Raw genomic sequence first — 12189 nt, 5'->3', positions numbered from 1 at the left:
ATTCAATTGGGTAAAATAATATACATTTTAGAGAACTGTCACAATTGACTACACAATGGTGTGCTAGTCGATCTTAGCAATCGTTCAAATATCATAATCTATTACTTGATTATGAACTGGCTGGTAGAGCTTTTTAAATCTACTGATAGATTCTTTAAATGATGAATAGTCGATAAAAATCCATCCATAGTAGCTAAGATTTCCTCAGTATTGGCAGAGACTTCTTCCGTACTAGAAGAGGTTTCCTCAGCCGTCTCAGCTATTTCAGAGATCGCCGAAACCACACTATCTTTCTTTTCCTCGATAATACCGGTGAATTCTATTGTTTTGTTTATGGAACTGACAAGAGGTTTGTCTTTTCAGCGATTTCTAAAATGACTTCTAAAATGGTTTCAATATTTTGAATATCCTGATCAACTGTGGAAATATTATGTTTCAACTGTTCAAGCGTATTTAACGTAGATACACAGTTAGAATGAACTTAGTCTAAACTATGGTCATTTCGAATAAAGGCATTGTTTGTGGCATCTGATTGTTCTGAAATGATCGTAATAAGTTTTGAAACCCAATCAACCGATTTCGAGAGTTCTTTCATCTATTAAATAGAGTCTTTTTTTCACTTTGAAGATTATGTTTGAACATCATAACTGGCTCACTCTTTCTAAGTATGATTTAATAACCTTCTTCATAATCGTATGGAGTTGAACCCAATTAAGCTTGTTATTTAAAACGAAACACTAAAATCACCTATAATTTACATAAATCAAATAATGCAATTTCTTTTGCGTAACTTACATTTGAAAATAAGAGCAAATGAGTGCAAGAAAGCTTAGAGAGTTGGATGATTTCCTAGCTCTCTAAGTTTTTTTATGCTATTTTGAATCATCTTCTGTGCCATAGTGAATCTGGACGTGCAAATCCCTCTACATGATACTTTTGCTTTTCCTCATCATAGTGTTGTTTTTTTATGATAGTTTCATTTCTGAGTTGCACTAGTAAGTCGCCTCGTGCATTAGAAATCTCAACTGAATAAGGTAGCATTTGTTCTTTGATACTCTTTTCAATCTGTTCAAACAAAACTGCAATATCATCTGGATCTTTCGCTGAAATAACGACATTTGGATAAAGACTCGGTTGGAAATGTTCATCCGCTAAATCTTTTTTATTATAGACCGTTAGACGGGGAATACTGTCCATTCCCAGTTCCTTAAGAAGGTCGAGTACAGTCTGCTCGTGACCTAAGATGTTCTCTTCAGCAGCATCCACTACATGAAGTAGCAAGTCCACTTCTTTTGATTCTTCTAGTGTAGACTGAAAAGATTCAATGAGTTGTGTAGGCAAGTCTTGAATAAAGCCGACCGTATCGGTCATCGTTGATTTAAGACCTGAAGGTAGTTCTACTTGTCTCGTTAAAGGATCCAAAGTAGCAAACAACTGATCTTTCTCATATGTTCCTGTATCCGTGGTCATATTCAAAATCGTTGATTTACCAGCATTTGTATACCCAATCAAACCAATTTGAAAGACATTACTTTGTTTTCTCTGTTCCCTACTACGTTCGCGGTGAGACTCAATTTTTTTTAGTTCTTGTTTAATATCCGTCACTTGATTCTGGATATGACGTCTGTCTGTCTCCAATTTCGTTTCTCCTGGTCCACGTGTTCCAATACCGGCACCTAAACGAGACATGTTCACTCCTTGTCCAGCTAACCTAGGTAATAGATAAGACAATTGCGCTAGTTGCACTTGCAGTCTACCTTCCTTACTTTGTGCTCTTAAAGCAAAGATATCCAAGATCACTTGTATTCTATCAATGACTTTGGCTTCCACTTCCTCTTGAATATTTCTAACATTTCTAGGAGAAAGTTCCTGGTTGAAAACGATCGTAGAAGCTTCAACTTCTTCACTTAAATGTTTTAACTCATTCAATTTCCCTTTACCGATAACAGTCTTAGCATCTTGACGATCTCTTTTTTGAGTCAAATCTCCGACAACTTTACCACCAGCATTTTCTACTAGTTGTTTTAATTCATCCAGAGAATATCTAAATTGATTATCTGTTTCTTTTGTCTGAATACCAACTACAACGACTTTTTCGTATTCTTCTTCCTGTTTCATCTACTCACATCCTAAAAATAGTTTAAGTTCCCTTTTAATCTGGTCCATTTTCTCTGGTTCTTCTACTAGATTCCACCAGCTATCAATTTTCATACGATTTCTAAACCACGTTAACTGACGTTTTGCATATCTTCTGGAGTTCTGCTGGATTGAGTCTATAACGTGTTCTAAAGTACACTTCTTCTGAAAGTAAGGGATCCATTCTTTATAGCCGATGCCCTTCACACTTTGCGCATCTTCAGGAACCGTTTGAATCAATTGTTCAGCTTCTTCCATCAAACCATTTTCTACCATTTCTTCCACTCTTTGATTGATTCTTTTATATAAGAGTGCCCGATCTGTTGTTAAACCGATGATATACGCATCGAAAAGAGGCTCTTTATCTGACTTTTCTTTTTGTAATGTAGAGAACAAGACACCTGTGGTCTGGTAAACCTCAAGTGCACGTATCACTCTTCTTAAATTATTTGGATGAATCATCTCTGCAGCTACTGGATCAATTGATTTCAACTTCTCCCAAACCGCTAGATTTCCCTCATTTAAAGCAAGCTGTTCCATTTTTTCTCGATAAGCAAGGTCTGGTGCTGCTTCTCCACCATGGGAGACATCATATAAAAGAGATTCTATATATAAACCTGTTCCACCAACTATAATAGGAACCTTATGTTTAGCTATGATGTCCTGAATATCTTTCGTAGCTTTTTCTTTGAAATCAGAAACTGTATAAGGTTTATCAGGTTCTACTTCGTCAATAAGGTAATGGTTCACTCTGTTTCTTTCTTCCTGCGTAGCTTTTGCTGTTCCGATATCTAGTGATTTATAAACTTGCATCGAGTCTCCACTAATGATTTCTCCATTAAAGGTTTCAGCAAGTTCCAAACTTAAACTTGTTTTTCCAACTGCAGTTGGTCCAACTATGATGATGATTTTTTCTTTCAAAATTTACCTCCAGTACGCTTGTCCTTATACACCAGTATACCACAGGAACAATTGTGAATTAACTGAATCGATTAAATCAAAAAGCAACAACCTCAGATGAAGTTGTTGCTCCTAAATTAGTCTTTTGAAATTTTATGACTTAATTGCGTTTCTATTGCTTCGTAAAATTGATTTCGATTCGTTACAACAAATACATGTTCCGTTCCCTGATTATCTCCAACGATGATTCTATTCGGAATCAGGCCTATTGAAACACCCTTTTTCAAGACATGAACATCTGTCAGCGGAATTCGCGTGATATCATAGGAGGACGCATTTTTTTGTGGATTAAAATAAAGGGCACCATTTGTAAGGATAATTGTACCACCAAGATACTTGAATCCATTTTTCTTTTTGTTGGCTTTTTTTTCAAGCATGATCGACTCTTCAGGTGGTAGCTCTAAAGCTATTGATTCATTTTTCACTTAACACACCTTCTTTTTGAGATCATTCTTAATGATTGATAAATGTATCTTATGCCGAATGATAAGGTTATACAACCAAATACACTCTCAAAGGCATAAAACTTTTTTAATCGTTCAACAAATTCAATACTTCGTCTTTTGACAGACTCGTAATCGTTTTTTCATTTCCGGTTTCAATGACATCATCAATTAACTCACGTTTTTTCGCTTGTAACTCATTGATTCTTTCTTCAATTGTACCCGTAGCAATTAAACGGATAACTTGAACAGCATTTTTCTGCCCATATCGATGTACACGATCCGCTGCTTGGTCTTCAATGGCTGGGTTCCACCATGAGTCATACAAGATAACCGTATCTCCACCAGTAAGGTTCAATCCAGTCCCGCCTGCTTTAAGTGAAATCAGGAATAAATCTTTTTCTCCCATATTAAATCGGGTCGTTAGTTTTAATCGGTCTTCATTTTTAGTCTGACCGTCAAGATAGTGATAATCCACTTCTTGCTTGTCCAATCGTTCTTTTATAATACTTAACATTGATGTGAATTGAGAGAATAAGACAACACGTTTTCCATTTAGTCTTGCTTCTTCAAGGTATTCTAGTAATCGCTCGAGCTTAGAACTATCTCCTTCAAAGTCTGAAGAAATCAGTGATGGATCACAACAGATCTGTCTTAACCTTGTCATCCCAGCAAGCACTCGAATTCTATTTCTTTCAAATGTATTCTCTTGAATCATCCCTTTGACTTCTTCACGTATCATCGTTAATTGAGACTGATAGATGCGTTTTTGTTCAGGTGATAATTCAATATATTCCGTTGTCTCTGTTTTAGCAGGTAAATCACTCAATACATCGCGTTTCAGTCGTCTTAATACGAAAGGACGAATTTTAGCTGCAATACGACTCTGCGTTGTCTGTTTATAAGCTTTCCTGTTTTTAAACAGTCCAGGTTGAACAATAGAAAATAGTGACCATAACTCTCCAAGGTTATTTTCGATCGGTGTTCCAGATAAAGCAAATTTTGTATCAGCTTTCAAATGCATCACAGCTTGAGTCGTTTTAGCTGAACTGTTCTTCACATTTTGAGATTCATCCAAAATAATCGTTTTGAAGTCATGATCTTTATACAAGATAAAATCTCTTTGAATCAATGGATAGCTCGTAATGAGCACTGGGATTTCTTCGTCAATCGATTGACGGATAGCGGCTTCTCGTTCTTCTATAGAACCTGCTACTAGAATCGTTTGGATACCTGGAGCGAATTTTTGAAACTCGTGCTGCCAGTTATACAAGACACTCGAAGGACAAATGATTAAATACTGTCCGCCAACTTCTTGTACTTTAGAAAGCAAGAATGTGATGGTTTGGAGTGTTTTCCCAAGTCCCATATCATCCGCTAGTACACCACCAAATCCATAATGGTCAAGTGATTTAAGCCAGTTGAATCCAGTTTTCTGGTACGGTCTAAGATCAGCTTGAAGCTCGTTAGGTAACTCGAAATTCAAACTCTGTGGTTCCAGCAATTGCTGCGTTAGCTTCCTGAATTGATTCCCTTGATTGATAATAGAGTCTTCGAGTACGGTTAACCCTTGGAACAAGGGTACGGTCATTTCCTCTTTAATATCTTCTGTATCAATATCCATCTTCTGAACGGTTTCGTTCAATTGCTTGAACTTCTCTTCTTTTAAATTCAAAATCTTGCCGTTCGATAAACGGTAGTAGTGTTTGTTGTTGTTGAGTTGTCTGATCAATTCTTTTAAATCATCCGCTTCAATATCTTCTGCTTCAAAGTTGATATCCAGAAGATTAGAGTTTCGATTTAATTCAATTGAAATAGAAGGCGCCGTTCTTGGCTCATAGACTAATTGCTTCGCATTCGTAGACATAAAGATTTCAAATTGTTCAGCTATGATGGGTAAACTTTCATAGAGAAACTCACTTAACTCATCTAATGAATCCAGCACCCAGCGTCCGTCTCTAACAACTGCGGTACTTAAACATTCATGTGCTAGTCTAAGCAGTCCGTCTTCTTTGATCAATTGTCTGATCACGACTTTTTCCATTGCTTCATCGATTGGCTGATCTTTGAGCGGGAAAATCGTTAGTTCTCCGTATTTAAAAACTGGACTAATTAGTAACTGGTCATCTAATGTATCGATATAACATTGTGCGACCAACTCTTCTCGGAAAACAGTTTGTTGCACTTCTTGATTGACTTCGATATCTAAAAACGAAGATAACTGCGATAGCACAGTAGAGGCGAATTCCGTTAGGTCTCTAGAGCGCATTACTAAAGGTGCATGTTGGTTTTTACTGAATACTTCCATTAAGTTGCTCAGTAATTTATATTGTTCCGAAGTCAGGAAGAAAAACTCATGATTCCATTCGACAATGTTTGCACCTCTGTGGAAGTTCATTTCAAGTTCCTCTACATCTTCTTCCATAATGGAGAAGTGATACAGCTGCTCTTTCTTCTCTAACTGGAATTTAAGTGGGAATCGCTCAAAAGAATCCGTGATCAGCACTTTGTCCAAATCACTTAGTTTCATCAGATGTTTTGGTGGTCGGCCGAATCTAACAAAGCCTCCATCCGTTCTTTCCAGAGCTTTTAGTACCATTTTAAGACTTCTTGAAGGTACTTCAATATCGCTCTTGTTCTGATAAGAATTGGCATAGCCTACAGGTGTCGCAGACCTTACTAAATGATAGACGTCATATAGGATCTCAAGCATTTTTCTGTCTGCCGGATTCAAACCATGTTTATAGGGATCATAGGTAAAGTTTTTACCAAATTCATACGAACGACCTTCTAAGATCTCTGAAATGACGTGTGGAATATTTTTAACTACGTATAATCTATCCAGACCGACTTTCATATATAGGTCGTACGCATAAGCATAACCCGTTCCACTAACATTTAGGATAAATTCAAATTTCAAAGATTGGTTTTTATAATCATTTGTTTGTCTAGAAATTTCTTGTTTTGAGACTTGAATTAGCTGCTTGAGTGCTTCTTCGCTTTTTTTGTAGGAAAACATCGGTTCCTTAAGGGCAGCTCCCGAAGCAGACTTCAATACTTTTTTCAGGTCATCTTGTTGTACTAAATTGGCTTGAAGCATACTTGCTACTACGTGCTTACAAGCTCCAGAATTTTTTTCAAAAGGAACACAGGTACAGTGGTACTTCTTAGCCACCCCATTTGGATAGAATCTAAGATTGACCTGCTCGCTTTTAGCATCTTCAACTGAAAATACCAAAGTGCTTTCCTTATCATTTACTGAAGTAAGCTTTACCGCTTGATCACCAGATAGTTTTAATCCTTCAGCAAATACGTTCGTATTCGACGCTAAGCTTTTTATCGTACTCTCAGGGAAAAATTGCTTTTTGAACATGCATGTCATCCTTTAATCAGTTTTAAACGTTACTTGTCGTCTTTTGTTGAACGATCAGTCAAAGTATTCATTATCTTATCATTATACCAAATATTATCCTTACTTGTAACAGATTAAAGAAAGAGATACACTAATTTTAATTAAATGACATAAGGAGTCCATTATAATGAAAAAAATTCTTCCTCCAAAACTTCCTCTGAATTTACCAGAAGCTGACTTTGAAGCGGTTCTTGATTACGAAGATCCCGTATTAGAACATGTACTGATTCAAGATTGCACAATTCATCTAGATTCACTGCGCAATGTAGAATTCAAGAATATGATATTTAAAAACGTGTTTTTTGAACAATTCAGTGTGCCGAATGCTTATTTCAAAGATGTCCTTTTTGATCACTGCCAATGTATTAACGCTCAAATTGATGAATCGGCTTTAAAAAGAGTCGAATTCAGACAATGCAGAATGAACGGTATATCTTTCGGAGAAAGCTTTCTAGAAGATGTTCAATTTAATCAAAGCATGTTAGATTTGTCTGGATTTGCTTATGCGAAACACAAAAATGTTCGGTTTACTTCTTGTCAGATGAAAGAAAGTGATTTCTACGAGAACCAACTGAAAAACATTCAATTTGATGAATGCGACATGTCCGGTATTCGTTTTTCCAACACTTCTTTGAACGGTGTCGATTTGAGAACATCCACTTTTGAAAAAATCGTCGTGAATACTCAAGATATTAAAGGCGCTATTGTGAATAGAGAACAAGCCCTTGGCTTTATGCAGTTACTTGGCCTTGTAATTGAAGACTAGCTTTTATGACACCCATAAGTAAAAGGCGTAACACTCCAAGTCTCTCACTTGGATTTGTTACGCCTTTTACTATAAATTATTTAGAGATTTTATAAAGTTTTACGTCGTGCGGTTGGATGGTTAATTTAGTGGGTTCTTGATAATCTTTCAATTCGTCTGACCAAACATCAATGACCGAACCTTTTGCTTCAAGAAGGGTTTCACTAAAATCGATTTCTATATTTTCTGCATAGTCATTTAAATTAAATACAGCTACCCATTCACAATCCAAACCCTGACTGTGCCAGATTGCAATATCGTCTTTTCTAGAGACTTCAAATCCGCCATTACTATGTTCGTTTAACCTTTATTGACTGGCTTCATTCAGATCTTACTTCTTAGATACCCAGACCATCATTTCACCAACTGAACGGTTAGCCCATAGATGATAAGGTATAAAGGTCAAATCTTTTTCTTCGTAAACAGGTTCTTTGTATGTTCTATATAATACGTTTTCCCACTCTTCATCAATGACTCTTTTTTCACCTTGTGCTTTAAGTGCAACATGGGATCCTAACACCGAGTCACTAACTTTTTCTGCACGAATATGATTTTTCAATCTCATTAAATGTAGGTCTGACTCGTTGTCCGTTTCTTCCATACAATAAACAAATGGGCCTCTTTGTAGCGCTACTTTTCCTAAATCATCTCTAACTTTAGGATGCGCCTGATGCATAAGCACTGAAACATCAAAACTAAGCGTTAAAACGATTTTTTCATTTACCGGAATCATCGCGTAGCCATCAGCTACTTCAAAATCTATTTCTGATCCATCTTGCTTAATTGAAAGATTACTTGCCCATGTTGGTATTCTGATACCGAGCGTAAAGGCCTTTGGAGCATCTACTGATAGCTCAAGCGAACCTTCATCTTCAAACGAAACCTTTTGTTCAATTTCAATTTCTTGATTGTTCAGAGAGATTTTACCTGAATGGTCCATAAATATATTCACGTATAGGGTATCTTCTTTTTCACTATATAAATATTTTTCAAGTGAAGTGAGCGTTCTTGCAATGTTCGGTGGACAACAAGCACACCCAAACCAAGATGGTCTTGTTGATTTCACATGACTTTTTCCAGGATCTTTTTGGCTGGCTTCTGGGTTGACTTCAAGTGGGTTAACATAGAAGAAATGTTTTCCATCCAGTGCCATTCCGCTGATAACAGAGTTATATAAGGCCCGTTCCATGACATGTGCATATTCCGCATCAACTTCATTTTTCATCATAGCTTTTGCAAAGAACATTAGGCCGATAGCAGCACACGTTTCACAGTACATCGTATCGTTCGGTAGGTCGAAATCAAATGTAAATGCTTCACCGTGAACTGTAGAACCGACTCCACCCGTGATGTACATTCTCTTTTTCACAATATTTTTCCAGATTCGCTTAGCCGCTTTGAAAAGTTTTTCATTTTTTGTGTGATAAGCCACATCAGCCATAGCAGCAGCCATGTAAACGAGTCTTACTGCATGACCCACTGCTTCTGTTTGTTCAGTCACTGGCTTGTGGGATTGATGATAGACATTATTAATCATAATTGGCGCACGATCGTCTAAGCCCAGTTCAATATTCTCTTCCATCTGTTTTCTGTAAAAGTCAGGATCTTGACCACGAACTTCAAGGAACCACTCACTTAATTTTAAATAAGATTCATCCTTTGTAACTTCGTACAGTTTAACAAGCGCCAGCTCAATTTCTTGATGACCGTCTGCACCATTGATTTTGTCTTCCTCAGGTCCAAAGTGAGTTTGAATACATTCTACGTATTTTTTTACAACTTCAATTAAGCGATCATCATCTGTTGCTTGGTAATGCGCAACGGCTGCTTCAATCAAATGGCCTGCACAGTAGAGCTCATGGCTTTCAAATAGCTTTCGAAATTTTAATTGAGGTGCATCTATTTGGTAAAAAGTACTAAGGTAACCATCATCTTCTTGAGTATCTTTAATCAGTTCAATCACTTCATCCATCATCTGTTTTAGCTGATCGTCTTTCGTAATTTTATAAACATTAGCCGCTGACTCTAACCACTTGTAAACATCAGAATCTTGGAATAACCAACCATAGTGATGTCCTTCTGAGCGACCTGCTGCAATTCTAAAGTTTTCTATAGCGTGACTTTTTTCAGATGGTATATTGGCGTCATCACGTTCTTTATCAATTTTGATGTCTTCCTGATCATGTAATACGTTCCACTGAAAAGGAATCATTTCAGTTTTTATCAAATCGATATACCGCTTCCAAAATTCATCTTTAATTGTGATGTTTGAATCTAACATGCTTGATTTCCTCCAATTACTATATTTTATCAGTTAAAACTAACAAGGTACGTATAACTTAAATCATTATATGATTTAAAGCATAATAACCAACTTCATTTGTACGTACCTTTTAATCAATAGTATAACACCCCACTTGATTAAGCAATCGTTTTCTTAGGTGTTCTCTACACAAAAAAGTCCCCGCAAGAAGAGTAAACACTCTATCTTACGAGGGCAAATATTACTTGTTGTATCATTCCATCTATTTATTTGTGATCTACATCTTCTTGTTTAATTTTATTCAAATCATCGACCTTGTCGACATTGAAACTCTCAAAATCTTCAGGTTTGGTTTCGTGTTCTTTGTTATTATCTACTTCTTCATTTTCTGCTTCATTTTCTTTTTTTCCAGTGTAGCGCTCAGCTTCTTCAGCCGCAGCTAAATGTGCTGGATGGTTTATGCTGTTAGGATTGGCATTTCCTTGTAATGGATCATTTTGCATGTTGACGCCTCCTCATTTAAGTTATAGACTTTACAGCAGTCTTCTCTACTTCTAACATCATTGTATACCTTTCCATGAATTCTTCAAAGTCATTTGATCCTGTTACTGAAGGTTCAACAGAATTAGGAGATTCAATAGAGAATACTTGGTTATTTAAGAAAGATTCCATTGATTGCCCAGCTTCTTTATTTATTAAATAAGAAGCTAGTAAAGCCATACCCCATGGACCACCTTCACCAGCAGTTTCCATTACGGATACTGGAACTTTAAGGGCGTCAGCCATCATTTTTTGTCCAACATACTTCGTTCTGAAGAAACCACCATGACCCAGTAGTTGATCAACTTGTACATTTTCTTTAGCAATCAATATATCCATTCCTATTTTCAAAGTCGCTAAAGCAGAATAAATTTGTGTACGCATAAAGTTTGGCAACGATAGAACACTATCTGGCATTTGAACAAATAGTGGTCGTCCTTCTTCTAATCCTGTAATCGGTTCACCAGAATAGTAATTACAACTCATTAATTTACCACCATCAGCATCTGCTTCTAAAGATTTTTCAAATAATGTTGTAAATAGCTGATCTTTATCAACGTTAAGCCCTAACACTTCAACCAGTTCACCGAATAATTTAGCCCATGCATTAATGTCCGTCGTAAAGTTATTACAATGTACCATAGCCGTAGGTTTGCCCGTTGGCGTTGTCACCATATCAATTTCCTCATAATAACTAGAAAGTGCTTCTTCTAGAACGATCATCGAAAATACAGACGTGCCCGCAGATACATTCCCAGTTCTTTCTGCTACAGCATTTGTTGCAACCATTCCTGTTCCTGCATCACCTTCTGGTGGACATAATGGAATACCTGGCATTAATTGTCCTGAAGGGTCTAATAGTCGAGCACCCTCCTCAGATAATACTCCCGCTACAGATCCAGCAGTAAGGACTTCTGGTAAGACCTGACTTAGTTTCCAATCGTATTCTTGAACATCTGAAAGAGCCTCGAATTCTTCAATCCTCTTTCTGTCATAATCAACCGTATGACTATCTATAGGAAACATTCCTGCTGCTTCTCCGACACCAATTACTTTTTGTCCAGTAAGTTTCCAATGAACAAAACCTGCTAATGTCGTTACATAATCAATTTGTTGAACATGTTCTTCTTTATTTAAAACAGCTTGATAAAGATGTGCAATACTCCATCTATGTGGAATATTGAATTCAAATAATTCTGTAAGCTTTTTAGAAGCAACATCTGTTGTCGTATTTCTCCAAGTTCTAAAAGGAACTAATAATTGTTCATCTTTATCAAATGCCAAATAGCCATGCATCATACCTGAAAAGCCAATAGATCCGATGTTTGTCAAAATTACATCATAATCATTTTTAACATTTTGAGAAAGTTCACTAAAAGCATGTTGCAGACCAGACCAAACCTCGTCCAAACTGTATGTCCAGTAGCCTTCAACCAGTTTATTTTCCCAGTCGTATGCGCCACTTGCAATTGGTGCAAATGTATCGTCTATTAAGACTGCCTTTACTCGAGTAGAACCAAACTCTATACCTAGTGATAAGGTATTTTGATCAAGTGTTAAATTATTTTTCATTTTAGCTGACATTATAAACCCTCATTTCAATCATCTATTTTATAAAAGAAAAGCTAAC

General features: G+C 36.6%; 10 protein-coding genes. 1 reads left to right on the top strand and 9 read right to left on the bottom strand.

Annotated elements, in window-relative coordinates; all coding sequences use genetic code 11:
- Nucleotides 1-101 precede the first annotated feature (101 nt).
- The 5 genes from LG377_RS06505 to LG377_RS06485 all read right to left on the bottom strand — a co-directional run bounded on the left by LG377_RS06505 (nucleotide 102) and on the right by LG377_RS06485 (nucleotide 6912).
- Nucleotides 102-284: a hypothetical protein gene (locus LG377_RS06505; RefSeq protein ID WP_225743866.1), complete on the bottom strand. Its 183-nt coding sequence runs from the start codon at nucleotides 282-284 to the stop codon at nucleotides 102-104.
- Nucleotides 285-882: 598 nt separating this feature from the next.
- Nucleotides 883-2118 (bottom strand): GTPase HflX, encoded by a 1236-nt coding sequence (hflX, locus tag LG377_RS06500; protein WP_225743865.1) that lies wholly within the window; start codon nucleotides 2116-2118, stop codon nucleotides 883-885.
- The gene (gene miaA / locus LG377_RS06495) at nucleotides 2119-3060 is read right to left on the bottom strand and encodes a tRNA (adenosine(37)-N6)-dimethylallyltransferase MiaA (protein WP_225744642.1); all 942 of its coding nucleotides are present in this window, start codon (nucleotides 3058-3060) and stop codon (nucleotides 2119-2121) included.
- 113 nt (nucleotides 3061-3173) lie between these two features.
- Nucleotides 3174-3521, bottom strand: a complete 348-nt coding sequence (locus LG377_RS06490; RefSeq protein ID WP_225743864.1) for a GRAM domain-containing protein — start codon at nucleotides 3519-3521, stop codon at nucleotides 3174-3176.
- 106 nt (nucleotides 3522-3627) lie between these two features.
- Nucleotides 3628-6912 carry a DEAD/DEAH box helicase gene (locus tag LG377_RS06485; protein ID WP_225743863.1) on the bottom strand — a complete coding sequence of 1095 codons (3285 nt, stop codon included), beginning with the start codon at nucleotides 6910-6912 and terminating at the stop codon, nucleotides 3628-3630.
- A 166-nt stretch (nucleotides 6913-7078) separates the two neighbouring features.
- Between LG377_RS06485 and LG377_RS06480 the strand changes: the two genes are divergently transcribed.
- Nucleotides 7079-7717, top strand: coding sequence for a pentapeptide repeat-containing protein (locus LG377_RS06480; RefSeq protein ID WP_225743862.1), 639 nt, complete (start codon nucleotides 7079-7081; stop codon nucleotides 7715-7717).
- Nucleotides 7718-7793: 76 nt separating this feature from the next.
- Here LG377_RS06480 and LG377_RS06475 read toward each other — a convergent pair whose 3' ends face one another.
- From LG377_RS06475 to LG377_RS06460, 4 genes are all read right to left on the bottom strand, one after another.
- Entirely contained in the window at nucleotides 7794-8006 is a 213-nt protein-coding gene (locus LG377_RS06475) for a hypothetical protein (RefSeq protein WP_225744641.1), read from the bottom strand.
- An 81-nt stretch (nucleotides 8007-8087) separates the two neighbouring features.
- The gene (locus LG377_RS06470) at nucleotides 8088-10037 is read right to left on the bottom strand and encodes a glycoside hydrolase family 127 protein (RefSeq protein ID WP_225743861.1); all 1950 of its coding nucleotides are present in this window, start codon (nucleotides 10035-10037) and stop codon (nucleotides 8088-8090) included.
- A gap of 248 nt (nucleotides 10038-10285) precedes the next feature.
- Nucleotides 10286-10522 carry a hypothetical protein gene (locus LG377_RS06465; RefSeq protein WP_225743860.1) on the bottom strand — a complete coding sequence of 79 codons (237 nt, stop codon included), beginning with the start codon at nucleotides 10520-10522 and terminating at the stop codon, nucleotides 10286-10288.
- 16 nt (nucleotides 10523-10538) lie between these two features.
- Nucleotides 10539-12143: a xylulokinase gene (locus LG377_RS06460; RefSeq protein WP_225743859.1), complete on the bottom strand. Its 1605-nt coding sequence runs from the start codon at nucleotides 12141-12143 to the stop codon at nucleotides 10539-10541.
- Nucleotides 12144-12189: the final 46 nt, after the last annotated feature.

The organism is Marinilactibacillus sp. Marseille-P9653 (assembly GCF_916618885.1).
GTDB lineage: Bacteria > Bacillota > Bacilli > Lactobacillales > Carnobacteriaceae_A > Marinilactibacillus.
The sequence above is the reverse complement of the archived record's forward strand: the minus strand, read 5'-3'. Positions and strand labels throughout refer to the sequence as shown.

Coding starts and splice junctions, on each gene's coding strand:
- LG377_RS06480 (WP_225743862.1), top strand. CDS start 7,079: ATGAAAAAAATTCTTCCTCCAAAACTTCCTCTGAATTTACCAGAAGCT.
- LG377_RS06485 (WP_225743863.1), bottom strand. CDS start 6,912: ATGTTCAAAAAGCAATTTTTCCCTGAGAGTACGATAAAAAGCTTAGCG.
- LG377_RS06460 (WP_225743859.1), bottom strand. CDS start 12,143: ATGTCAGCTAAAATGAAAAATAATTTAACACTTGATCAAAATACCTTA.
- hflX (WP_225743865.1), bottom strand. CDS start 2,118: ATGAAACAGGAAGAAGAATACGAAAAAGTCGTTGTAGTTGGTATTCAG.
- LG377_RS06465 (WP_225743860.1), bottom strand. CDS start 10,522: ATGCAAAATGATCCATTACAAGGAAATGCCAATCCTAACAGCATAAAC.
- LG377_RS06470 (WP_225743861.1), bottom strand. CDS start 10,037: ATGTTAGATTCAAACATCACAATTAAAGATGAATTTTGGAAGCGGTAT.